The sequence below is a fragment of the Castellaniella denitrificans genome (assembly GCF_042653765.1).
Lineage (GTDB): Bacteria > Pseudomonadota > Gammaproteobacteria > Burkholderiales > Burkholderiaceae_B > Castellaniella > Castellaniella denitrificans.
In genome coordinates, this window is sequence record NZ_JBHSEZ010000028.1 from 600,876 (window position 1) to 624,641 (window position 23,766).

Annotated in this window: 22 protein-coding genes; 9 read left to right on the plus strand and 13 right to left on the minus strand. The window is 69.9% G+C overall.

Annotated elements, in window-relative coordinates:
* Positions 1 to 29: 29 nt before the first annotated feature.
* On the plus strand, positions 30 to 872 hold the full coding sequence (ugpE, locus tag ACFO27_RS14900; protein ID WP_376818032.1) for a sn-glycerol-3-phosphate ABC transporter permease UgpE: 843 nt from the start codon (positions 30 to 32) through the stop codon (positions 870 to 872).
* Between the two features lie 15 nt (positions 873 to 887).
* A complete protein-coding gene (locus ACFO27_RS14905; protein WP_376818033.1) occupies positions 888 to 1,961 on the plus strand; it encodes a sn-glycerol-3-phosphate import ATP-binding protein UgpC in 1,074 nt (357 codons plus the stop codon).
* 132 nt (positions 1,962 to 2,093) lie between these two features.
* Here ACFO27_RS14905 and ACFO27_RS14910 read toward each other — a convergent pair whose 3' ends face one another.
* The 6 genes from ACFO27_RS14910 to ACFO27_RS14935 form a co-directional block, all read right to left on the minus strand.
* The gene (locus tag ACFO27_RS14910) at positions 2,094 to 3,215 is read right to left on the minus strand and encodes a branched-chain amino acid ABC transporter substrate-binding protein (RefSeq protein ID WP_376818034.1); all 1,122 of its coding nucleotides are present in this window, start codon (positions 3,213 to 3,215) and stop codon (positions 2,094 to 2,096) included.
* Between the two features lie 124 nt (positions 3,216 to 3,339).
* Entirely contained in the window at positions 3,340 to 3,867 is a 528-nt protein-coding gene (locus ACFO27_RS14915) for a Dps family protein (RefSeq protein WP_376818035.1), read from the minus strand.
* Positions 3,868 to 3,962: 95 nt separating this feature from the next.
* Complete coding sequence (locus tag ACFO27_RS14920) at positions 3,963 to 4,919, minus strand: LysR substrate-binding domain-containing protein (protein WP_323024549.1); 957 nt, start codon at positions 4,917 to 4,919, stop codon at positions 3,963 to 3,965.
* Positions 4,920 to 4,930: 11 nt separating this feature from the next.
* Positions 4,931 to 6,997: an ATP-dependent DNA helicase RecG gene (recG, locus tag ACFO27_RS14925; protein ID WP_376818036.1), complete on the minus strand. Its 2,067-nt coding sequence runs from the start codon at positions 6,995 to 6,997 to the stop codon at positions 4,931 to 4,933.
* Between the two features lie 30 nt (positions 6,998 to 7,027).
* Entirely contained in the window at positions 7,028 to 7,414 is a 387-nt protein-coding gene (locus ACFO27_RS14930; RefSeq protein ID WP_323024550.1) for a Rid family detoxifying hydrolase, read from the minus strand.
* Between the two features lie 87 nt (positions 7,415 to 7,501).
* The gene (locus ACFO27_RS14935) at positions 7,502 to 8,278 is read right to left on the minus strand and encodes a ferredoxin--NADP reductase (protein WP_323024551.1); all 777 of its coding nucleotides are present in this window, start codon (positions 8,276 to 8,278) and stop codon (positions 7,502 to 7,504) included.
* Positions 8,279 to 8,540: 262 nt separating this feature from the next.
* Here ACFO27_RS14935 and ACFO27_RS14940 point away from each other — a divergent pair, with 262 nt between their 5' ends.
* From ACFO27_RS14940 to ACFO27_RS14950, 3 genes are read left to right on the plus strand one after another with little or no spacing between them, the layout of a single operon-like run.
* Positions 8,541 to 9,581 (plus strand): Fe(3+) ABC transporter substrate-binding protein, encoded by a 1,041-nt coding sequence (locus tag ACFO27_RS14940; RefSeq protein WP_376818037.1) that lies wholly within the window; start codon positions 8,541 to 8,543, stop codon positions 9,579 to 9,581.
* A gap of 23 nt (positions 9,582 to 9,604) precedes the next feature.
* Positions 9,605 to 11,260: an ABC transporter permease gene (locus ACFO27_RS14945; RefSeq protein WP_376818038.1), complete on the plus strand. Its 1,656-nt coding sequence runs from the start codon at positions 9,605 to 9,607 to the stop codon at positions 11,258 to 11,260.
* 8 nt (positions 11,261 to 11,268) lie between these two features.
* The gene (locus ACFO27_RS14950) at positions 11,269 to 12,051 is read left to right on the plus strand and encodes an ABC transporter ATP-binding protein (protein WP_376818039.1); all 783 of its coding nucleotides are present in this window, start codon (positions 11,269 to 11,271) and stop codon (positions 12,049 to 12,051) included.
* 26 nt (positions 12,052 to 12,077) lie between these two features.
* Here the strand turns inward: ACFO27_RS14950 and ntrC are convergent, their stop codons facing one another.
* The 6 genes from ntrC to rph form a co-directional block, all read right to left on the minus strand.
* Positions 12,078 to 13,628: a nitrogen regulation protein NR(I) gene (gene ntrC, locus ACFO27_RS14955; RefSeq protein WP_376818040.1), complete on the minus strand. Its 1,551-nt coding sequence runs from the start codon at positions 13,626 to 13,628 to the stop codon at positions 12,078 to 12,080.
* Positions 13,629 to 13,647: 19 nt separating this feature from the next.
* Positions 13,648 to 14,601 carry a nitrogen regulation protein NR(II) gene (glnL, locus tag ACFO27_RS14960; RefSeq protein ID WP_376818041.1) on the minus strand — a complete coding sequence of 318 codons (954 nt, stop codon included), beginning with the start codon at positions 14,599 to 14,601 and terminating at the stop codon, positions 13,648 to 13,650.
* 8 nt (positions 14,602 to 14,609) lie between these two features.
* Positions 14,610 to 16,022 carry a type I glutamate--ammonia ligase gene (gene glnA, locus ACFO27_RS14965; RefSeq protein ID WP_376818042.1) on the minus strand — a complete coding sequence of 471 codons (1,413 nt, stop codon included), beginning with the start codon at positions 16,020 to 16,022 and terminating at the stop codon, positions 14,610 to 14,612.
* A 282-nt stretch (positions 16,023 to 16,304) separates the two neighbouring features.
* Positions 16,305 to 17,525, minus strand: a complete 1,221-nt coding sequence (hemW, locus tag ACFO27_RS14970; protein WP_376818043.1) for a radical SAM family heme chaperone HemW — start codon at positions 17,523 to 17,525, stop codon at positions 16,305 to 16,307.
* Entirely contained in the window at positions 17,522 to 18,154 is a 633-nt protein-coding gene (gene rdgB, locus ACFO27_RS14975) for an RdgB/HAM1 family non-canonical purine NTP pyrophosphatase (RefSeq protein WP_376818044.1), read from the minus strand. The genes hemW and rdgB overlap by 4 nt, the downstream gene beginning before the upstream one ends.
* A gap of 76 nt (positions 18,155 to 18,230) precedes the next feature.
* Complete coding sequence (rph, locus tag ACFO27_RS14980) at positions 18,231 to 18,983, minus strand: ribonuclease PH (RefSeq protein WP_376818045.1); 753 nt, start codon at positions 18,981 to 18,983, stop codon at positions 18,231 to 18,233.
* An 82-nt stretch (positions 18,984 to 19,065) separates the two neighbouring features.
* Between rph and ACFO27_RS14985 the strand changes: the two genes are divergently transcribed.
* Complete coding sequence (locus ACFO27_RS14985) at positions 19,066 to 19,977, plus strand: YicC/YloC family endoribonuclease (protein WP_376818046.1); 912 nt, start codon at positions 19,066 to 19,068, stop codon at positions 19,975 to 19,977.
* A gap of 168 nt (positions 19,978 to 20,145) precedes the next feature.
* Entirely contained in the window at positions 20,146 to 20,430 is a 285-nt protein-coding gene (locus ACFO27_RS14990) for a helix-turn-helix domain-containing protein (RefSeq protein ID WP_376818047.1), read from the plus strand.
* Positions 20,431 to 20,484: 54 nt separating this feature from the next.
* Here ACFO27_RS14990 and ACFO27_RS14995 read toward each other — a convergent pair whose 3' ends face one another.
* Positions 20,485 to 22,407 (minus strand): chloride channel protein, encoded by a 1,923-nt coding sequence (locus tag ACFO27_RS14995; RefSeq protein WP_376818048.1) that lies wholly within the window; start codon positions 22,405 to 22,407, stop codon positions 20,485 to 20,487.
* A gap of 494 nt (positions 22,408 to 22,901) precedes the next feature.
* Between ACFO27_RS14995 and ACFO27_RS15000 the strand changes: the two genes are divergently transcribed.
* Complete coding sequence (locus ACFO27_RS15000; protein WP_323024564.1) at positions 22,902 to 23,165, plus strand: hypothetical protein; 264 nt, start codon at positions 22,902 to 22,904, stop codon at positions 23,163 to 23,165.
* Positions 23,162 to 23,766 (plus strand): c-type cytochrome (locus ACFO27_RS15005; RefSeq protein ID WP_376818049.1); only part of this gene is annotated, 605 nt, incomplete at its 3' end. The genes ACFO27_RS15000 and ACFO27_RS15005, both read left to right, overlap by 4 nt.

The following is a 23,766-nucleotide window of genomic DNA, read 5'->3' on the forward strand; positions in this document are numbered from 1 at the left end:
GACCGATCCCGACCCTTCCGGAGGCGCCCGTGGTTGAACGCCGCCCGCTGCTGGACATCGTCTCGCACCTCACGCTGATCCTGGGCGTGGCGGTGATCGCCTTCCCGCTGTACGTGGCCTTCGTGGCCTCCACCCAGACGGCCCAGGAAGTCGCCCGGGCGCCGATGTCCCTGATCCCCGGTCCCCATCTTCTGGAAAACTACTGGGCCGTGCTCAAGGGCGGCGCGATCAACACCCCGCCCGTGGGCCGGATGCTGTGGATCAGCACCTTCATGGCCCTGGCGATCGCCATCGGCAAGATCGCCATTTCCATGCTGTCGGCCTTCGCCGTGGTGTACTTCCGCTTTCCCCTGCGCATGCTGTGCTTCTGGATGATCTTCGTCACCCTGATGCTGCCGGTGGAAGTCCGCATCGCCCCCACCTACGCGGTCGTCGCCGACCTGGGCATGCTCAACAGCTACGCCGGCCTGACCCTGCCGCTGATCGCCTCGGCCACCGCCACCTTCCTGTTCCGGCAGTTCTTCCTGACGGTGCCCGACGAGCTGGTCGAGGCCGCCCGCATCGACGGCGCCGGCCCCATGCGCTTCTTCAAGGACATCCTGCTGCCGCTGTCGCGCACCAGCATCGCCGCCCTGTTCGTGATCCAGTTCATCTACGGCTGGAACCAGTACCTGTGGCCGCTGATCATCACCACGCACGAGGACATGTATCCCGTGGTGGTGGGCATCCGCCGCATGATCGCCGGGGGCGACAGCGTCACCGAATGGAACCTGGTCATGGCCACGGCCATGCTGGCGATGCTGCCGCCCGCCGCCGTCGTGATCCTGATGCAGAAATGGTTCGTCAAGGGCCTGGTCGATTCAGAAAAATAGGAAACCGCATCCCCCATGGCAACACTCAGCTTTCGCGACGTGCGCAAGACCTACCCGGGCGGCGTGGCCGTCATCCACGGCATCGACATGGAAGTCCGCGACGGCGAATTCGTCGTGATCGTCGGTCCGTCGGGCTGCGGCAAATCGACCCTGATGCGCATGGTGGCGGGCCTGGAATCCGTCACCGGCGGCGAAATCGCCATCGGCGGCCGGGTCGTCAACGACCTGGAACCCGCCGAGCGCGACATCGCCATGGTCTTCCAGAACTACGCGCTCTACCCCCACATGAGCGTCTTCGACAACATGGCCTATGGCCTGAAGATCCGCCGGCTGGGGCGCGACGAGATCCGCCGCCGCGTCGAGGACGCCGCCCGCATCCTGGAGCTGGACCAGTTGCTGCAGCGGCGTCCGCGCCAGTTGTCCGGCGGCCAGCGCCAGCGCGTGGCCATGGGCCGGGCCATCGTGCGCGAGCCGGCCGTGTTCCTGTTCGACGAGCCCCTGTCCAACCTGGACGCCAAGCTGCGCGTGCAGATGCGCCTGGAGATCCAGAAACTGCACCGGCGCCTGGGCACCACCAGCCTGTACGTCACCCACGACCAGGTCGAGGCCATGACGCTCGCCCACCGCATGGTCGTCATGAACAAGGGCGTGCCCGAGCAGATCGGCACGCCCGCCGAAGTCTTCGAGCGCCCCGCCACCGTCTTCGTGGCCGGATTCATCGGCTCGCCCCCCATGAACCTGCTGCGGGTGGACGTGGACGCGCAGGGCCGGGCGGCCGGCCCGGACGGCGTCGCCCTGCCCCTGTCCGCGCCGCCAGGACCCGCGCGCGCCCTGGTCCTGGGACTGCGTCCGGAACACCTGAGGCTCGGCGCGCCGGGCCTGCGGGCCCGGATCGAGATGATCGAGATCCTGGGGTCGGAACAGCTGATCCACGCCCGCTGGGGTGAACAGCCGCTGGTGCTGCGCTGCGCCGTGTCCGAAACCCGGGAACGGCCGCTCGCCGCCGGCGACGAGATCACGGCCGGTCCGGACGGCGAGCATCCGGCGCACTGGTTCGACGCCGGCACCGGGAAGCGCGTCGAGGCCTGAACCCGGCCGGCGCGCCGCGCCGGCCGTGGACTGCCGCGAGAACGGCCATGAAAAAACGGCGCAGCCCAAACCGGGCTGCGCCGTTTTTCCGCGTCCGGAGCGCCGCGCGGCGCCCCGGACATGGGCCGGCTTTTACTTGAAGACGGACTTGGAGCCGTCGGCGTGCCAGGTGAAGACGTCGAACTTGAAGGACTTGAGGTCGCCCTGCTTGTTCCACGAGATGTCGCCGATCGGGGTCTTGACCGAGTTGCTGTGCAGCCAGGCGGCGACCTTGGCCGGATCGTCCTTGCCCGCGCCCTTGATGCCGGCGGCGATGGCTTCGACGGCGGAATAGGCGGTCAGCTGGAAGGCGCCGCCCGGGTTGCGGTTCTTGTCCTTGAAGGCCTTGACCACGGCCGCGTTGGCCGGATCGGTGGTGAAGTCGGCCGGCAGGGTCACCAGCATGCCTTCGACGGCGGGGCCGGCGATGGCGTTGATGTCCGGATTGCCCACGCCTTCGGGACCCATAAACTTGGCCTGCAGGCCTTGTTCGGCGCCCTGACGCAGCAGCAGGCCCATTTCGGGGTGGTAGCCGCCGTAGTAGACGAAATCGGCGCCCGAGGACTTGAGCTTGGTGATCACGGCGGAGTAGTCGCTGTCGCCGGCGTTGATGCCTTCGAACAGCACGACCTTGACGCCAGCCTTTTCGAGGTCGTTCTTGACGGCGGTGGCGATGCCCTGGCCGTACGACTGCTTGTCATGCAGCACGGCCACGGCCTTGGGCTTGATTTTCTGGATGATGAATTCCGCGGCGGCGGGACCCTGCTGGTCGTCGCGGCCGATGGTGCGGAAGATCATGTCGTAGTTCTTGCCGTCGGTCACCAGGGGCGAGGTGGCGGACGGGGAGATCATGACCACGCCTTCGTTGTTGTAGACGGGCGTGGCGGCGATCGTCGCGCCGGAGCACACGTGGCCCACGACGTAGTGGATCTTTTCGTTGACGACGCGGTTGGCCACGACCGGACCCTGCTTGGGTTCGCAGCCGTCATCGATCACGACGGCTTCCAGCTTGTTGCCCAGCACGCCGCCGCCGGCGTTGATGGTTTCGATCGCCGTGTCCACGCCTTCCTTGACCATGTCGCCATACTGCGTCAACGCCCCGGTGAAGGGCCCCGCGATGGCGATGCGGATGGTATCGGCATGCGCCACGGAAGAAAGCATCATGCCGGCGGCCAGGCCCAGTGCGGCTGCCATCGGCGTAAAGCGTACGTTCATAAGACCTCCTGTGAAAGACTTGGAAAAGAATACACGAAACCCCCGTGCAGCGGTCATTGCGCCGTACGGGGGTTTTCCCGATATCGCGTTGCGCGCCGAGGCGGAACGGCGCGCGGATCCAGGGTCAGGCCAGCAGGCTGCGCAACATCCAGGCGTTCTTTTCGTGCACGTCCAGGCGCTGCGTGAGCAGGTCGGCCGTGGGCTGGTCGTTGACGGCGTCGGCGCACTGGAAGGCCCGGCGCGCGGTGCGGGCGACCGACTCGTTGCCGTCGACCAGCATGCGCAGCATGTCTTCGGCCGAAGGCACGGACGCGGGTTCGGCGATGGAACTGAGCCGCGCGTATTCGGCGTAGGTGCCCGGCGCGTAATGCCCCAGGGCGCGGATGCGTTCGGCGATGGCGTCCAGCGCCTGCCACGTTTCCGTGTACTGCGTCATGAACAGCTGGTGCAGGGTGCTGAACATGGGACCGGTCACGTTCCAGTGGAAGTTGTGGGTCATCAGGTACAGCGTGTACGTGTCGGCCAGCGTCCTGGACAGTTCCGCCACGACCGCGGCGCGATCCTTGGCCGAGATGCCGATGTCGATCGGCAGGCCGCTGGACGGCGCGATGGCGGATTTCTTCGGGCTGGGTTTCTTGGCGGCCTTGGCCATGGAGCACTCCTTCGAAAAGTCTGTCACACGGCACCAGGATAGCATGGGGCCAGGCGCGCCGGCATTGACCCGGCGCAGGGCCGCGGGCATTGGCCTCAGCCCGCCTCGATGGCCACCGGAGCCGGGTCTTCGAGCATGGTGGCGCCCGGCATGCCGCAGTGGCGCACGGCCTGGATCAGGGCCTCGATGGCCGCCTGGCGCGGAAAGCTCTTGCGCCAGACCAGCACCACGCGGCGGTCGGGCGCCGGCGGCTTGAAGGGCACGAAGCGCAGCAGCCGGCTTTCGGCGCCCCGCATCCCCAGCGCGCTGGCCGGCAGGACCGTGATGCCGATGCCCGCGGCCACCATGTGGCGGATGGTCTCCAGCGAGGATCCCTCGAAGGTGCGCTGGATGCCCTCGCTGGAGGCCGAGAAGCGCGACAGTTCCGGACAGACTTCCAGCACCTGGTCTCGGAAGCAGTGGCCGGCTCCCAGCAGCAGCATGGTCTCTTCCTTCAGGCGGCCGGAATCGATCTGCTTTTCATCCGCCCAGGGATGGTTGTGCGGCAGGGCGACGTAGAACGGTTCGTCGTACAGGGGACATTGCGACAGGCCGGTGTCGGGCAGCGGCAGTGCGACGATGGCGCAGTCGATCTCGCCCTGGCGCAGCAGTTCCAGCAGCCGCGTGGTGTAGTTTTCCTGGAGCAGCAGCGGCATCTGGGGGGTGCGGCGGATCTGCTCGGGCACCAGGTAGGGCAGCAGGTACGGCCCCACGGTGTAGATCACCCCGACGCGCAGCGGACCTTCCAGCGGGTCGTGCCCCTGGCGGGCGATCTCGCGCAGATTGGCGCCCTCTTCCAGGACCTTCTGCGCCTGGGCGACGACGCGCAGGCCGATGGGGGTGATGCCGACTTCGGCGCCGCCGCGCTCGAACAGCACCACGCCCAGCTCTTCCTCCAGCTTGCGGATGGCCACCGACAGCGTGGGCTGGCTGACGAAGCAGGCTTCCGCGGCGCGCCCGAAATGGCGCTCCCGCGCCACGGCGACGATGTATTTCAGTTCGGTCAGGGTCATCGGGATTCCTCTCAACTGCGCAGGTACTGGTCGGCGCCCGCCATCCAGCGTTGCCGGTGGGCGCGGGCGTGCTCGGGAAAATCGGCCGACAGCCAGGCGGCGGCCTCGCGGGCCTGCTCCAGCAGGTCCTCGTCGGATTCCAGGTCGGCGAAACGCAGCAGGGCCTGGCCCGACTGGCGCAGGCCCAGGAGTTCCCCGGGGCCGCGCTGGGCCAGGTCGCGGCGCGCGATCTCGAAGCCGTCGGTGGTCTCATACATGGCGCGCAGGCGTTCGCGGGCGATGGCCGACAGCGGCGGCTGGTACAGCAGGACGCAGGTGGCCTCGCCGCCGCCGCGCCCCACCCGGCCGCGCAGCTGGTGCAGCTGCGCCAGGCCGAAGCGCTCGGCGTGCTCGATCACCATCAGGCCGGCATTGGGCACGTCCACGCCGACCTCGATGACGGTGGTGGCGACCAGCAGGTCGATGTCCCCGGCGCGGAAGGCGTCCATGACCTCCGATTTTTCGCGCGCCGGCAGGCGGCCGTGCATTAGGCCGACGCGCAGGTCCGGCAGGGCCGCGCGCAGCAGCTCGTGGGTATCGACGGCCGTCTGCAGCTGCAGGGCCTCGCTTTCCTCGACCAGGGGGCAGACCCAGTAGGCCTGGCGTCCGGCGCGCACGACCTCGCCCACGCGGGCCAGGACTTCGTCGCGGCGCCGGTCATCGAACAGGCGCGTGCGCACCGGCACGCGCCCCGGGGGCAATTCGTCCAGCACCGAAACGTCCATGTCGGCGAAGAAGGCCATCGCCAGGGTGCGCGGGATCGGCGTGGCGCTCATGCTGAGCTGGTGGGGGCGATACCGGGCCTGGTCGCCCTTGCGGTTCAGCGCCAGGCGCTGCCCCACGCCGAAACGATGCTGCTCGTCGCTGATCACCAGCCCCAGCGACTCGAACTCCACCTTGTCCTGGATCAGGGCCTGGGTGCCGACCGCCAGCCGCGCCTCGCCGGTGGCCATGGCCCGCAGGGCCCGGCGGCGCTCGGCGGCCGGCAGGCCGCCGGTGAGCCAGACCGCCGCCACGCCCAGCGGCGCCAGCCATTCGGACAGCTTGCGCCAGAGCTGCTCGGCCAGGATTTCCGTGGGCGCCATCACGGCGACCTGCGCGCCGGCCTCGATCGCCTGGGCGGCCGCGAGGGCGGCCACCAGGGTCTTGCCGCTGCCCACATCGCCCTGCAGCAGGCGGTGCATGGGATGCGTGCGCGCCAGGTCGCCGCCGATCTGCGCCACGGCGCGCGTCTGGGCGCCGGTGGGCTTGAACGGCAGGCTGGCCAGCAGGCGGCCCGTCAGGCTGCCGTCCCCCCGCAGGCCGCGGGCGGCCTGGGCGCGGCGCGCCGCCCGGGCGTCGGCCAGGGCCAGCTGCTGCGCCAGCAGTTCGTCGAACTTGATGCGCCGCCAGGCCGGATGGCTGTGTTCGGCCAGCGATTCCAGGGAAATGTCCGGTCCCGGATGGTGCAGCAGGCGCAGGGACGGCTCGAAGTCGGCCAGCCGGTAGGCCTCGCGCACGGCGGCCGGCAGGGTATCGCCCAGGTCGGCCTCGTCCAGGGCACGGGCGATGGCCTTGCGCAGGGCGGCCTGCGGCAGGCCCTGGGTCGTGGGATAGACCGGCGTCAGGGTGTCGGGCAGCGGCGTGCCCGGCTCGGTGATCAGGGGGTGCACGATCTCCAGGCCGTGGTAGCCCGCGCGGACCTCGCCGCGCGCGCGGACCCGCCGTCCGGCATGCAGGCGGGCCTGCTGGCCCGGATAGACGTGCAGCCAGCGCAGGCCCAGGCGGCCGGAATCGTCGGCCAGCGTGGCCTGCAGCTCGCGCCGGGGACCGAAACGGATTTCGCTGTCCACGATCTCGCCTTCGAACAGGGCGTGGACGCCGGGCCGCGCCTCGCCGATCGGCGTGATGCGGGTTTCGTCCTCGTAGCGCAGCGGCAGGTGCGTGGCGAAGTCGGCGGGGGCGCGCAGGCCCAGCCGCTCGAACAGGCGGGCCTGCGATACGCCCGCCGTCTTTCGGGCGCCGGTCGCGGCCCGGCGCGGCTTTTCAGCCGAGTTCACGGCGCATGGTCCGGCGGACGGCGGTGAGGGTCAGAGCGCCAGGATGGCTTCGACTTCGAACTGGGCGCCCTTGGGCAGGCTGGCGACGCCCAGCGTCGAACGCGCCGGATAGGGCTGGGGAATGATTTCCGCCATGATCGCGTTGGCGCTGGCGAACTTGCTGAGGTCCGTGAGGAACAGGGTGAGCTTGACGATGTCGTTCAGCGTGCCGCCGGCCGCCTCGATGACGGCCTGCATGTTGGCGAAGGACTGGCGGACCTGGCCCTCGAAGTTTTCCGACACCAGTTCGCCCGTGCCGGGTTCCAGCCCGATCTGGCCCGACAGGAAGACCAGCTTGCCGGCCGGCGCGCTGACCGCCTGGGAATACGGGCCGACGGCGGCCGGGGCGGCATCGGTGTGGATGATTGCCTTGCTCATGGTGGGGGACTCGGTAATGGTTAAAAGACTATCAGAGTGTACCGACCAATAGCGAAAAATAAAAGCGGGCGCGGGCGCCCGCCGCGCCTATTTTTCGGCGAAGGCGCGCTCGAAGACGTAATCCCCAGGCTCGCCGACGCCGGGCGAGGCGACGAAGCCGCGCGCGTCCAGCATGGCGCGGATGTCGGTCAGCATGGCCGGGCTGCCGCAGATCATGGCGCGATCGACGGCGGGGTCCAGCGGCGGCAGGCCGATGTCGCGGAACAGTTGGCCGTTTTCGACCAGCGTCGTCAACCGGCCCTGGTGCTCGTAGGGCTCGCGCGTCACCGTGGGATAGTAGATCAGCTTGTCGCGCACCATTTCGCCCAGATATTCGTCCTGGGGCAGCTCATGGCGGATGTAGTCGGAATAGGCCAGCTCGCTCACGAAGCGCACGCCGTGCGTCAGGATGACTTTCTCGAAGCGGTCGTAGACTTCCGGATCCTTGATGATGCTGAGGAACGGCGCCAGCCCCGTGCCGGTGGCGAACAGGTACAGGTGCCGGCCCGGGCGCAGGTCGTCGACCACCAGCGTGCCGACCGGCTTGCGGCTGACCAGGACGATGTCGCCCGGCTTCAGGTGCTGCAGGCGCGAGGTGAGCGGGCCGTTGGGAACCTTGATGCTGAAGAACTCCAGGTTGTCCTCGTGGTTGGCGCTGGCGATGCTGTAGGCGCGCATCAGCGGCTTGCCCTCGACTTCCAGGCCCAGCATCACGAAATGGCCGTTGTGGAAGCGCAGGCCTGGATCGCGGGTGGTCTTGAAGGAGAACAACGTGTCGTTCCAGTGACGCACGCTGAGGACTTGCTCGGAATTGAAAGCGGCCATGACTAAGGTCGGACTCCAGAATTCGGGGTATGGATGGGTATGAACAGATGGTACGGCGATGGCCGTGAAACGCAAGGCCAGACCTTGCGCAGCGCAGGGATTTTCTTGATTTCGCGCAAGATCGGGCGCGAAACCAGGCTCAACGACCGGGATCGCGGCGCATTTTAATACGTTCAGCTTGCTTTAAGCTGAACGCGATGATAAATTCCAATCGGTTTTGAGAATTGTTCTCATTTTTCATCCACTTGCACGAGCCGCCCCCATGCCGATCCGCCTCCGCGCCCTGCCCTTCGCCCGACGCCTGTCCCTGCTGGCCGCCGCTCTGCCGCTGATGGCGGGCACCGCCCTGGCGGCGGAAGTCAATCTGTACACCACCCGCGAACCCAAGCTCGTCGAACCGCTGCTCGCCGCCTTCACCCAGGATACCGGCGTCAAGGTCAACACGGTCTTCGTCAAGGACGGCCTGCTCGAGCGGGTGCGCGCCGAGGGCGCGCAATCGCCGGCCGACGTGCTGATGACGGTGGACATCGGCAACCTGCTGGACCTGGTGGACGGAGGCGTCACTCAGCCGGTCGATTCCGCCGCGCTGAAGGCCGCCATCCCCGCCAACCTGCGCGCGGCCGACGGCCAGTGGTTCGCCCTGTCGCTGCGCGACCGGGTCGCCTATGTCTCCAAGGACCTGGACATCCAGTCCTTCCATTACGAGGACCTGGCCGACCCGCGCTGGAAGGGCAAGGTCTGCATCCGCTCCGGCCAGCATCCCTACAACACCGCGCTCATCGCCGCCCTGATCGCCCACGACGGCGCCGAAGCCGCGGAACAGTGGCTGCGCGGCGTGAAGGCCAACCTGGCCCGTCCCGCCACCGGCGGCGACCGCGACGTGGCGCGCGACATCCTGGGCGGAATCTGCGACGTTGGCATCGCCAACGCCTACTACGCCGGCCACATGAAGAACGCGGCCGAAGGCAGCGACGCCCGCCGCTGGGGCGACGCCATCCGCGTCATCCGGCCCACGTTCAAGAACGCGCCGGGCACGCACGTCAACGTCTCGGGCGCCGCCGTGGCGCGCCACGCGCCGCACCGCGCCGAAGCCGTGCAGCTGCTGGAATACCTGGTCTCGGACAAGGCCCAGGGCCTGTACGCCCAAGCCAACTACGAATACCCCGTGAAGGCGGGCGTGGCGCTGGACCCGACCGTAGCGAGCTTCGGACCGTTGACGATCGACGCCCTGCCGCTGACCGAGATCGCCCGCCACCGCAAGCAGGCCAGCGAACTGGTCGACCGCGCCGGCCTGAACCGATGACGGGCCGATAGGCGGGGAACGCCATGATGGCGGCGAGCGGCCGGTTCCAGGCCTGGCCCTGGCACGCCGGAGCGGCCCTGGCGGCGCTGGGCGTGCTGGCGCCGGTCCTGGCCCTGGTGGGCCAGGCGGGCGCGGGTTCGGGTGCCCACTGGGGCCACCTGCTGCGATTCGTGCTGCCGGACGCGCTGGCCCAGACCCTGGGCCTGCTCGCCGGAGTGGGCCTGCTGGCCGCCGCCCTGGGCGTGGGCGCCGCCTGGCTGGTCACGGCCTACGATTTTCCCGGCCGCAGGATCCTGTCCTGGGCGCTGCTGCTGCCGCTGGCCGTGCCCACCTACATCGTGGCCTACGCCTACCTGGACATCCTGCACCCCATCGGCCCCGTCCAGGAAGCCGTCCGCGCCCTGCTGGGCTATTCGAGTCCGCGCGAATTCCGCCTGCCCGATCCGCGCGGCCTGCCGGGCGCCATCGTGCTGCTGGCCTTCGTGCTCTACCCCTACGTCTACCTGACCACCCGCAGCATGTTCGCCAGCCAGGCGGCCCACCTGATGGAAGCGGCCCGGCTGCTCGGCCACGGCCCCTGGAGCGCCTTCCGGCGCGTGGCCCTGCCGCTGGCCCGGCCGGCCATCGCCGTCGGCCTGTGCCTGGTGCTGCTGGAAACCCTGAACGACATCGGCGCCTCCGAATTCCTGGGCGTCCAGACCCTGACCGTCGCCATCTACACCACCTGGGTGACCCGTTCCGACCTGGCGGGCGCCGCCCAGATCGCGCTGGTGGCCCTGGCGCTGGTGACTCTCCTGATCACGGTCGAGCGCCAGGGCCGCCGGCGCCTGCGCTACACCGGCAGCCGCCGGGCCGCGCCGATCCGGCGGCGCAGGCTGCGCGGCCCGGCGGCCTGGTTCGCCGTTTTCCTGGGCCTGGCGCCCGTCCTGATCGGTTTCGCCGCACCCGCCGCCTACCTGCTGGCGCTCGTCCTCGAACGGCTGGGCGCGGGCCAGGGCCCCTCGCCCGCCCTGCTGCGCGCCGCGGGGCAGACGCTGGCGGTCTCCGCCCTGGCCACGGCCATCGCCCTGGCCATCGGCCTGGCCATCGCCTGGAGCCGCCGCATCCTGCCGCGGACGGGCGTCCGGCTGCGCGCCCTGTCCCGGCTGACGACGCTGGGCTACGCCGTGCCCGGCACCGTCCTGGCGATCGGCCTGCTGTTTCCCCTGATGGTGATCGAACGGGGCCTGGCGGCGCTGCGCGCGGCGACCGGCCTGGACCCGGCGGGCCTGGTGCTGCTGGGCACCCCGGCCGCGCTGGCGCTGGCCTACGTGATCCGCTTCCTGGCGATTCCCGTGGGGACGCTGGAAGCGGGCCTGGACCGGATTCCACCGTCGCTGGACCAGGCCGCGCGCCTGCTGGGCGAAAACGTCCACGGCATGCTGCGCCGCGTCCACCTGCCCCTGCTGCGCCCGGCGCTGGCCGCCTCGGCGCTGCTGGTGTTCGTGGACGCGATGAAGGAACTGCCCGCCACGCTGCTGCTGCGGCCCCTGAATTTCGACACCCTGGCGACCTGGCTGTATGCCGAGGCCGCGCGCGGCACCTACGAGGAAGGCGCCATCGCCGCCCTGGGCATCGTCGCCGCCGGCCTGCTGCCCGTGATCCTGCTGGCCCGCCTGCTGGACCGCCCCTCCGCCTGAGACCCGATATGCTGGAACTGGACCGGATTTCCCTGAGCTACGCCGCCGACGGCGGCCGGCGCGACGTGCTGCGCGAACTGAGCCTGACCCTGGAGACCGGCCAGATCGCCTGCCTGCTGGGCGCCTCGGGCTGCGGCAAGACCAGCGTGCTGCGCGCCATCGCCGGCTTCGAACCGCTGGACGGCGGCTCGATCCGGCTGGACGGGCGGCTGCTGTCGGGCGAAGGCGCCCGCGTCGAGCCCGAGCACCGGCGCGTGGGCATGATGTTCCAGGACTATGCGCTGTTCCCCCACCTGGACGTGGCGGCCAACGTCGGCTTCGGCCTGCGCCGCCTGGACGCGGCCGAGCGCGGCCGGCGCGTGCGCGCCCTGCTGGACCTCGTGGGCCTGGCGGGCCAGGAGGCGCGCCGCCCCCATGAGCTGTCCGGCGGGCAGCAGCAGCGCGTGGCACTGGCCCGGGCGCTGGCGCCCGAGCCCGACCTGCTGCTGCTCGACGAGCCTTTTTCCAACCTGGACGTGGACGCCCGCGAAAGGCTGGCCTTTGAACTGCGCGACCTGCTGAAGGCGGCGGGACGCACCGCCCTGGTGGTCACCCACAACCAGGCGGAGGCCTTCGCCGTGGCGGACCGGATCGGCATCCTGAACGAGGGTCGGCTGGCCCAATGGGACACGCCCTACGGCATGCACCACCACCCCGCCACGCCGGACATCGCGGCCTTCATCCACCGCGAGGCCCTGATGGCCCGGCGCGCGCAGGCCAGCCTGCGCGGCGCGCCCCCGGCCGCCGCCTGAGCGGTTCGAGACGCCGGCGCCCGACATCAGTCCTCGTCGGGCCGATCCGTGTCCGGTTCGTCGAGCCCCAGTTCCCGGCACTTGCGGGTCAGCGTGTTGCGGCCGATCCCCAGGCGCAGTGCGGCCTCGCCCCGGCGGCCTGCGGCCTGGCGCAGGCCGGCCCGCAGCAGCGTGCGCTCGAAGTCCCGCTGCAGGGCGTCCATCACGCCGGGTTCGCGGCGGGCCAGCCGGCCCTGCGCCTCGGCTTCCAGCGCGGCGCGCCAGTCGGGCCGGACCGCCGCCGCGGCGTCTCCAGCCGCGGCCGGCGCCGCAGCGCCCCGCCCCGGTTCGCCCTCCGGTCCGGCCGCGGCCGTCCGGAAGGGATCGGCGGCCTCGGCGCCCAGGATCTCCGGCGGCAGGTCCTCCAGCCCGACTTCGGCGCTGGGCGCCATCACCGTCAGCCACTGGCAGACGTTCTCCAGCTGGCGGATGTTGCCGGGGTAGTCGAAGCGCCGCAGCGCTTCCAGCGCGGCGGGATCGGGCCGGCGCACCGGCACGCCGAGTTCCGCGGCGCTGCGCGCCAGGAAGTGCCGCGCCAGGGCCTCGATGTCCTCGCGGCGCTCCCGCAGGGGCGGCAGGCGCAGGCGGATGACGTTCAGGCGGTGAAACAGATCGGCGCGGAACAGGCCCGCGCGCACCCGCTCTTCCAGCGGCTGGTGGGTCGCGGCCACGATGCGCACATCGGCGCGGACGGGCCGCGCGCCGCCCACCCGGTAGAAGGCGCCCTCGGCCAGCACCCGCAGCAGGCGGGTCTGCAGCTCGGCCGGCATGTCGCCGATCTCGTCCAGGAACAGCGTGCCGCCGTCGGCTTCCTCGAAGCGCCCCCGGCGCGACTGGACTGCCCCGGTGAAGGCGCCGCGCTCGTGGCCGAACAGCTCGGCTTCCAGCAGGTCGCGCGGAATCGCGGCCGCGTTCACCGCCACGAAGGGGCCGGCGGCGCGGCGGCTGTGCCGGTGCAGGGCCCGGGCCACGAGTTCCTTGCCGGTCCCCGATTCCCCGGTGATGAGCACGGTGGCGCCGGACTGGGACAGGCGGCCGATGGCGCGGAACACGTCCTGCATGGCCGGCGACTGCGAGGGCGCCATTTCCGCCTCGCCGAGCACGGCCCCCGCATCGGCGGAGTCCTCCCGGACGCCGTCCGCCCCGGCGCGCGACGGCGCCGACTGGGCGGCGCGGCCGACCAGTTCCACGGCGGCCTGGATGTCGAAGGGCTTGGCGAGATAGTCGAAGGCGCCCTGCTCGAAGGCCGCCACGGTCGTGTCCAGGTCGGTATAGGCCGTCATCATGATGACGGGCAGGCCCGGCAGGCGCGCGCGCACCGCCGACAGCACGGTCAGCCCGTCGGGGCCCGGCATGCGGATGTCGGACACCAGCACGGCCGGCGCGCGCGGATCCGCCGCGCCCTCCAGGGCGTCGAGCGCTTCTTTCAGCGCCGCGCCGTCGGCGAAGCTGCGCACCGGCCAGCCCGCCTTGTCCAGGGCTTTTTCCAGCACCCAGCGCATGCCGGGCTCGTCGTCCAGGATCCAGATGGTGTTCATGCGGTTCCCTGCCTCATGCTCATGCGACTTCCAGCGGCAGCAGCAGCCGGAATTCCGTGCGGCCGGGGACGGAATCGAATTCCAGCAGGCCGCCTTGCCGTTGCAGGCATTCCTGGGCCAGGCTCAGGCCCAGGCCGGTGCCCTGCGCCCGGCCGGTCACCAGGGGGTGGAAGAGCTTGTCGCGCAGGGCCTCGGGCACGCCCGGGCCGTTGTCGGCGACCGCGATCCTCAGCCCCATGCGGTGCTGGCCGTCGGCCAGCATGGGCTGGTGCAGGATGCGGGTGCTGAGATGCAGCGCGGGCGCGTCCAGCCCCGGGGTCTCGGCCAGCGCCTGCGCGCCGTTGCGCGCCACGTTCAGCAGCGCCTGCAGCAACTGGTCGCGGTCGGCGCGCATGTCCGGCACCGAGGCGTCGTAGTCGCGCTCCAGGCGGATCCGCTCGCCGAATTCCAGGCGGATCAGCGACAGGACGCGCTCGCACAGCTCGTGGACGTTGAAGACGCTGGGCGCGGCGGCGGGCTGGCTGGGGGAAGCCAGCCGGGTCACCAGATCGGCCAGCCGGTCGGCCTCGGCCACGATCACCCGGGTGTATTCGCGCAGGTCGTCGCGCGGCAGTTCCATTTCCAGCAGCTGGGCGGCGGCCCGCAGGCCCGCCAGGGGGTTGCGCACCTCGTGGGCCAGGTTGCGCAGGGTTTCGCGCTGCGCCTCCTGGCGGCCCCGGGCCAGCCGCAGGTCGTCCAGGTGGACGCCCTGGTGGACCGGGATCTCGATCAGCCAGGCCCAGGGCTGGCCCCGCAGCGGGGTCTTCAGGACGCTGTCGAAGCCGTCCAGCCAGGGCTGCGCGGGCTGCTCCGCCAATTGGCGCCGGGACTGGCCCAGCAGTTCCTCCGCCGCGCCGTTGGCGTGGCGGATGCGGAAGGACTCGTCCAGCAGCAGGACCGCGGTGCGCAGCAGGTCGAGGCCGGACGTGTCCATCGCACGTCCTAGAGCGCGTAGTACATGTCGAATTCGACCGGGTGCGGGGTCACGCGCAGGCGGTCGAGCTCGTTGGCCTTCAGGTCCAGGTAGGCGTCCAGCAGGTCGTTGCTGAAGACCCCGCCGCGCGTCAGGAACTCGCGGTCGCGGTCCAGGGCTTCCAGCGCCTGGTCCAGCGACGAGCACACCGTCGGGATCTTGGCGTCTTCTTCCGGCGGCAGGTCGTACAGGTTCTTGTCGGCCGGATCGCCCGGGTGGATCTTGTTCTGGACACCGTCCAGGCCCGCCATCATCAGGGCCGAGAAAGCCAGGTACGGGTTGGCCAGCGGGTCCGGGAAGCGCGACTCAACGCGGCGCGCCTTGGGGTTGCTGACGTAGGGGATGCGGATCGAAGCCGAGCGGTTGCGCGCGGAGTATGCGAGCTTGACCGGGGCCTCGTAGTGCGGCACCAGGCGCTTGTAGGAGTTCGTGCCCGGATTGGTGATGGCGTTCAGGGCGCGGGCGTGATGGATGATGCCGCCGATGTAGTACAGGGCGAATTCCGACAGGCCGCCGTAGCCGTTGCCGGCGAACAGGTTCTGGCCGTCCTTCCAGATGGACTGGTGCACGTGCATGCCCGAACCGTTGTCGCCCACCACGGGCTTGGGCATGAAGGTCGCGGTCTTGCCGTAGACGTGGGCCACGTTGCGGATCACGTACTTCATGATCTGGGTCCAGTCGGCACGCTGCACCAGGGTGGAAAAGCGGGTGCCGATCTCGAGCTGGCCGCAGTTCGCGACCTCGTGGTGGTGGACCTCGACGGGCACGCCCATCTGCTCCATCAGCAGGCACATTTCCGAACGCATGTCGGCGAAGGAATCGATCGGCGGAACGGGCACGTAGCCGCCCTTGACGGCCGGACGGTAGCCCAGGTTGTTGCCGTTGGCCTCGTTGGCGTTGGACCAGGCGCCCTCGTCGGACGAGATCTTGACGAAGCTGCCGCTCATGTCCGCGTTCCAGCTCACGCCGTCGAAGACGAAGAACTCGGGTTCCGGACCGAAATAGGCGGTGTCGCCCAGGCCGCTGGACTTCAGGTAGGCCTCGGCGCGGCGGGCCAGGGAACGCGGGTCGCGGTCGTAGCCCTTCAGGTCGGACGGCTCGACCACGTCGCAGGTCAGGATCAGCGTGGTTTCCTCGCGGAAAGGATCCAGGCGGGCGGTCCCGGCGTCCGGGATCAGGATCATGTCGGACGCCTCGATGCCCTTCCAGCCGGGCAGCGACGAGCCGTCGAAGGCGACGCCCGATTCCATCCGGTCCTCGTCCATCTGGCTGGCGGGAACGGTCAGGTGGTGTTCCCGACCCAGGGTGTCGGTAAAGCGGCAATCCACGAACGCCACTTCGCGTTCGGCGATCATCTGCACAACGTTTTCAGGGGTGGACATAAAAGCTCCTGCGCCAAGTCATGTCGTCAAAGGGAAAAGCCCGAGGCTTCGTCGGTTTCATTAGCAATGATCGTGCCAGCTTTCCAGGCCAGGATTCCAGAAGGAAGGACCTGCTGGACGGACACCGGACCGGCCACGGCGGCGCATGGATGCACCATTCAGGTGCACATTCTAGTGCTTTTGGTGCAATGGCCGCACTTTTTCAGTGCAGGCCGCCCGGTTCCATGTCCAGTCCGGCACCCGGCGGCGCCGGATCGCCCGCCGCGCACACTCGGCGGACGCTCAGGTCAGGAACTCCATCTGCAGTTCGTTCAGGAAGCTCCAGCCCCGGGGCGTGGCGCGGATGCGGTCCAGGCCGGGTTCGAGCAGGCCGCGCTCGACCGCGCGGCGCATGGCCGGCAGGATGGCCATCAGCGACAGGCCGGTGCGCTCGATGAACAGCCCGCCTTCGACGCCTTCGCGCAGGCGCAGGGCGTTGAGCATGAACTCGAAGCCCAGGTCGTCGTGGCTCAGCTCGCGGCGTTCGACCACGTGGCCGCCGGCGCCCTCGGTCGCCAGCCGCATCCAGGCGTCCGGCATGCGCGCCCGCGCCTGGCGCGTGATGCGGTCCTGGAAGGAGATCTTCGAATGCGCCCCCGGGCCGATCCCCAGGTAGTCGCCGAAGCGCCAGTAGTTCAGGTTGTGCTGGCAGGCCTGGTGGGGCCTCGCGTAGGCCGAGACCTCGTAGCGGTCGAAGCCCGCCGCCTGGATCAGTTCCGCCACCCTGTCCTGCATGGCCGCGCCCAGTTCATCGTCCGGCACCCGGGGCGGGTATTTGGCGAAGACCGTGTTGGGTTCCAGCGTCAGGTGGTACAGCGACAGGTGTCCCGTGCCGAAGGCCAGGGCCTCGCGCACGTCCCGTTCGCACTCGGCCAGAGTCTGCTCCGGCAGCGCGAACATCAGATCCAGGTTGACCCGGTCCACGGCGCGCTGGGCCATTTCGATGGCCGCGCGCGCCTGGGCGGCGTCGTGGATGCGTCCCAGGCGGCGCAGCTTGTCGTCGTCGAAGCTCTGGATGCCGAGCGAAATCCGGTTCACGCCGGCCTGGGCGTAGCCCTGGAACCGGGCCGCCTCGGCGGTGCCGGGATTGGCCTCCAGGGTGATCTCCACGTCGGGAGGCAGGTTCAGGTAGGCGCGGAACAGGCCGATGATCCGGTCGATCGCCTCGGCCGACAACAGGCTGGGCGTGCCGCCGCCGAAGAACACCGTCGAGACCGGCCGGCCCCAGACGTCGGGCACGGCCTGCTCCAGATCGGCCTGCAGGGCCCGCAGGTAGTCTTCTTCCGGCAACTCGCCGGAACGTTCGTGCGAATTGAAGTCGCAATACGGGCACTTGTGCACGCACCAGGGCACGTGCACGTACAGCGACAGCGGCGGCAGCGCCGCCAGGCCGGGCCTGCCGCGCACGCCGGGGCGGCCGTCGCCTGCGCGTTCGGGCGCGGGAACGGGAACCAGGCGCTTCATCGGCTTCCCCGCTCCCCGCCCTGGTCCTGGCCGAACTCATCGCGCAGCGCCCGCAGCAGGCCGCGTAAGGCGCGGGCGCGGTGGCTGAGGATGTTCTTCTGCTCCAGGGGCAGCTCGGCGGCGGTCATGCCCAGGTCGGGCAGGTAGAAATACGGGTCGTAGCCGAAGCCGTTGGCGCCCCGGGGGGCGTTCAGGACCTCGCCGTCCCAGGAGCCCTCGACCACGATCGGACGCGGGTCGTCGGCGCTGCGGACGTAGACCAGGACGGCGACGTAGCTGCCGCGCCGGTCGGCCTGGCCGGCCATCTCGGCCACCAGCCGGGCATTGTTGGCTTCGTCCGAGCGCACGCCGCCCGGCGCCTGGGCGTAGCGCGCCGAATGCACGCCGGGCGCGCCGCCCAGGGCATGCACGCACAGGCCGGAATCGTCGGCCAGCGCCGGCAGGCCCGTGGCGCGGCTGGCATGGCGCGCCTTGGCCAGGGCGTTTTCCACGAAAGTATGGAACGGCTCGTCGGCCTCGGGCACGCCCAGCGCGCCTTGCGGCACCATCTCGATGCCGGCCGCCGACAGGCTGGCGGAAAATTCCTTCAACTTGCCCGGGTTGCCCGAGGCCAGCACGACCTTTTTCATCGCAGGGCCGTCCCAAGATGGAAAACGCCCCCTTGGGGGGCAGCAAGCCGCAGGCGCAGCGTGGGGGCTATTTTTTTCATGCGGCCTCCAGCGCGGCGGCCTGCGCGCGGATCAGCGCCTGGATGCCGGCGGTCGCCAGATCCAACAGGCCATCCAGTTCGTCGCGGCGGAAACTGCCGCCCTCGCCCGTGCCCTGGACCTCGACGAAATCCCCGGCGCCGGTCATGACCACGTTCATGTCGGTGTCGCAGGCGGAGTCCTCCGGGTAGTCCAGGTCCAGAACCGGCCGCCCGTCCACGATGCCGACCGAGACGGCGGCCACCTGGCCGCGCAGCGGGTCGGCCGCCAGTTGGCCGCCGGCCATCAGGGCGCGCACGGCCAGGGCCGCCGCCACCCAGGCGCCGGTGATGCTGGCGCAACGGGTGCCGCCGTCGGCCTGCAGCACGTCGCAGTCCAGGTGCAGGGTGCGTTCGCCCAGCGCCCGCATGTCGAACACCGCGCGCAGGCTGCGGCCGATCAGGCGCTGGATTTCCTGGGTGCGGCCGCTCTGCTTGCCCCGGGCCGCCTCGCGGTCGCCCCGGGTGTGCGTGGCGCGCGGCAGCATGCCGTATTCCGCCGTGACCCAGCCCTGGCCCCGCCCCTTCAGGAAGGGCGGCACCTTGTCCAGCACGCTGGCGTTGCACAGCACGCGGGTGTCGCCCATGCAGGCCAGCACCGAGCCTTCGGCATGGCGCGTATAGCCGGTCAGCAGCTCGATGCGGCGCAGCTCGTCCGGCCGGCGGCCGGACGGCCGCGCGGGGGCGGAGTCGGAATTCGAGGGGATCGTCATGAAGAAATTTCCTGCCATGAGGCCCGAGAGGGCCGGACTACAATAAGGCCCCATTGTAGATAAACGCCGACGAGACCGCCCCATGATCCGCAGCATGACCGCCTTTGGCTCCGCCCGACTGGACTCCGACGCCGGGTCGATCAGCGCCGAGATCCGCAGCGTCAACAACCGCTTCCTCGACCTGAGCCTGCGGATCCCGGAAGACCTGCGCTTCGCCGAATCCCGCTTGCGCGACCTCGTCGGCCGTCAGGCCCTGCGCGGCAAGGTCGAGCTCAAGCTGTCCTACGCCGCGATCGACCGCGAGGCCCTGCGCCCCCTGGATCCCGAAGCCGTGCGCGCGCTGGCCGAGCAACTGCAATGGGCGCGCCGATTCATCCCCGACCTGCCCGCGCCGACGCTGGCCGAACTGCCGCGCGAAGGCGCGCTGCGCGGCGGCCTGGACGCCGAAGTCTGGCTGCCCCTGTGCGAACGGGCCTGCGAGCAGGCCCTGGAGGAATTCGGCGCCACGCGGCTGCGCGAGGGCGCCCGGCTGGCGCAGGCCATGCTGGCCATGGCCGGCGAAATCGACGCCATCGTCGCGCGCGTGGAAGCCGAGCTGCCGGCCCTGGTGCGGCAGCACCAGGATCGCGTCGCCCAGCGCCTGCGCGAGGCCCTGGAGGCCGCCAGCCCGGAGGGCTTCGCCGCCATCGGCGGGGCCGAACTGACCGCCCGCATCGCCCAGGAAGCCAGCCTGTTCGGCCTGCGCGTGGACGTGGCCGAGGAGCTCACCCGGCTGCGTTCCCACCTGCAGGAACTGCGCGAAATCCTGTCTGGCCAGCATGCGTCCTCCGCGCGCGGCGGCAGCGGCAAGCGCCTGGACTTTCTGTTCCAGGAAATGAACCGCGAGGCCAACACCCTGGGCTCCAAGGCCGCCGCCCTGACCGTCACCCAGGCCGCCATCGACCTGAAGCTGCTGATCGAGCAGATGCGCGAGCAGGCGCAGAACATCGAATAGCAGGCCGTCCAAGTCCGCAGATGCATGCGGCGTGATGGCTTGTTCAGAGGTGCCCTGGACTCGCCTCTCATGGACCCATGACGCAATGGTCCATGCCGTGCTCCCTTGTCAGCCATCCTCGCCTACCATTCAGTTCGGCGCCTATCCTCTCTTGTTTCAAAAACTAATATGAGCACCGCATTTGAAAGCATCAAACAGGGTCTGCAGGAAGCCATCGCCCATGCCAAGGGGGACGAACGCAGCGTCCGCACGCATCGCCCACGCGCCATCGATGTGAAGGCCGTGCGCGCCAGGACAGGCATGACGCAGGAACAATTCGCCGCCCTCTTCGGCTTTTCCACGGCCACCTTGCGACACTGGGAGCGCGGCGACCGCGCCCCGCGCGGCCCGGCGCTGGTGCTGCTCAATGTGATCGACCGCAACCCGCAAGCCGTCATCGAAGCGCTGGTCTGACGCCGCAACCCCACAGCACAAACCCCCACAGCACAAAACCAGAGGGTGCGCTTCCTAGGCGCGCTGCCGCCGCCGGGCCCTGGCCCGACGCCAGGCGCGCAGGTCGATCTGGCGGCGCATGCGGACGCTCTCGCGCAGCCGCCGGGTATGGGCCGAGATCACGTCGCCCCGGGTCAGCATGCCCAGCATGCGGGTCGGGTCGGCAGGGTCGACCACCAGCAGCCGGCCGACGTTCTCCACCGCCATGTGATCGGCCGCCTGGCGCAAGGTGTGCGCCGGCGTCACCACCACGGGGGGACGGCGGATCAGGTCGCCCAGCCGCGCCTGCCCGGACCACTTCGCGTCGAAGAACGTCCTGCGCGTCAGCACTCCGAGCACCTGGCCCGCGGCGCTCAGGACGGGATAGCCTTGATGCTGGGACTCGGGGGTGGCGCGCGCGATCCAGGCGCGCACCTCGCCGATGGTCTGGTCGGCGCGCAGGGTCACCACGTCGCGCTCGCAGGCGTCGCCGACCAGGATGCGCTCCAGGTAATCGGCCTTGTATTCCGACGGCACGCGCACGCCCCGGCGGGCGATCTTTTCCGTCATGATGGTGTTGCGCATCATCATCGCCGACACCAGGTAGGCGGCCGTGCAGGCGCCCAGCAAGGGCAGCAGCCCCGCCGGCTGGCCAGTGGTCTCGAAGGCGAAGATGACGGTCGTGAGCAGGGCCCGCGAGGCGCCGGCGAAGAGCGCCGCCATGCCGACCAGCGCCGCGATGCGCGGATCGATTCCCAGCCACGGCGCGGCATGGCCCAGCAGCAGGCCGACCATGGCACCCAGCGCCCCGCCGATGGTGAACATGGGCGCCAGCGTCCCGCCGGACGTCCCGCTGCCCAGGCAGACCGACCAGGAAATGAATTTCATCAGGCACAGCCAAGCCAGCGCGCCCATGGCCAGGCGCCCGTTGAGGATGTCCTCGATGTTCACGTAGCCCACGCCCAGCGTCAGCGGCGCCATCCAGCCCACCAGGCCCACCACCACGGCGCCCAGCGCGGGCCACCACATCCAATGGATCGGCAGCCGCTCGAAACCGTCCTCGATGGCATAGACGACCCGCGTCACCCAGACGCCGAGCACGCCGATGAACGCCCCGATCAGCACGTAAACCGCCAGCGCGGCGCCGCCCGGCGTGGACACCGGATCCATGAGGAACACGGGCGTGGAGCCCATCAGCAGGTCGCGCACGCCGGTCGCGGCGACGCAGGCCAGCGCCACCGGGATCAGGGAACGGCCGCGCAGTTCGAACAGCAGCAGCTCCACCGCCAGCGCCACGGCCGACACCGGCGCGGCGAACACGGCCGCCATGCCGGCCGCCGCCCCGGCCGCCAGCAGCACCTTGCGCTCGCTGGCCGTCACTTTCATCAGCTGGCCGATCAGCGAGCCCAGCGCGCCGCCCGTGGCGATGATCGGCCCTTCGGCGCCGAAAGGGCCGCCCGTGCCGATCACGACCGCCGAGGACAGTGGCTTGAGCAGCGTGATGCGGGTCGGAATGCGCGATTCGTTGAGCAGGACCTGTTCCATGGCCTCGGGTATGCCATGCCCCCGGATCGCCTTCGAACCCCAGCGCGCCATGCCGCCGGCGATCAGGCCGCCGACGACCGGCACGCCGATCACCCAGGCGCCCAGGCGCGGCACCGCGCCGGCCGGCGAGCTGAACGCGGTGGACCAGACGCCGTAGAAGCTGAGGTTGGTGATCAGCCCGATCAGCTTCATCAGCAGCCAGGCCACGCAGGCCGCCGCCACCCCCAGCAGGATCGACACGCCGATGAGCCGCATCAAGCGCGCGTCGAAACGGGTCAGGCCGCGCGGCATGCGCACCTGCGCCAGGCTCAGCCCCAAGTCGGGCGCCACGGGCAGGCCGCCGACCTGGCTCTGCTCCAGCGACGGCAAGGGGTGATCCGGCGGAGCCTGATCCTGGGAAGGTTGTTCTGGCATGGGCAAGGAAACTCCGGCCTTCTGAATCCAAAGGCAACCTTCTATTATGAAGCTTCAAGCTTTAAGGAAGCTGAGCGCCCGGCCGCCGCGCGCAAGCCGCCGCCATGGGCCCGATACCGGCCCGGGAGGGAAATCCCTATTTCGGCACCGACTTGATGCAAGTTAAGGCGCCCGGCGGGAAAGAAAGATCTCCCCGCCCCGAGTCCCTCGTGCCCCGTCTCCGGATCCAGAATTTATGAATCTCATGTAAAACATTAATATGATTCAATAATATATTGAAAATAAACAATGATAATTAGCCATTCATGCCATCCGGAACCCGATTATAGGATCCCCTCCCATCTCGCGCCGCAGCAAAGAAAACCATCGTTTGATGCTTTCTTGATCGATCCCTCATCAACCATATCCCTACTCCAGGGTGATGGCTTCGGGCCGCCCGTCCACCCCCGCTCCTAGACTGTCCCTGCCATCCACAACCCGGAGGAGAGGCAATCATGGCGCAACGCATCATCGATGGGGTGCTGTCGGCCCTGGCTGGCCTGGTCAGCGTGCTGCTGTCCTGGCCCTATTGGCGGGATTTCGAGTACTGGCCGGAATCCCATGCCATGTGGTGGTTGTACATCGCCGCGGGCTACGTCCTGGCGGTCTACGTGTTCTACGTCTTCCTGGGCAGCCTGCGCACCCTGTTCCTGCACGACGAGCAGGCGCGGGCGCCGGCATCGGGGCGCGACGGCCTGGCGCGGGAGGAACGGCCATGAGCTGCCTGAACGGTACCGACTGCCGCGAAACGGCCAAGCGCCGCTCCGCCCTGGCCGTGCTGGCGCTGATGCTGGCGATCTTCCTGCTGTTGTCCGTCTGGTCCTTCCTGCCTTCGCGCGGCCAGGCCGTCCCCGACGGGATCCAGTACGGCGGGGCCGGCGCGGTGGAAGGCAAGCGCGTCTTCCAGGCCTACAACTGCATGGGCTGTCACACCATCGTCGGCAACGGCGCCTATTTCGGCCCCGACCTGACGCGCATCCACGCCGACGCCGGACCCGCCTGGCTGGCCGCCTTCCTGCCTTCGGCGGGGGGCTGGCCCACGTCCGCCGCCGTCCGGGTCCAGCTGCAGAACCCGGCGGTCCGGGAGGACGCGGGCACCGACGACCTGCAGGCCTATCTGCGGCGCTACCCCGGCGCGGCCGAACGCCTGGAACGGCGCGGCGGCCAGCACACCCTGATGCCCAACCTGCCGCTGGACGCCCGCGAGGTCACGGCGCTGATCGCCTTCCTCAAGTACACCTCGGCCCTGCACACCGAAGGCTGGCCGCCCAAGCCGCGCGAGGACCGGCGGATTCCCGCCGGCCTGGCCTGGCTGGCGCA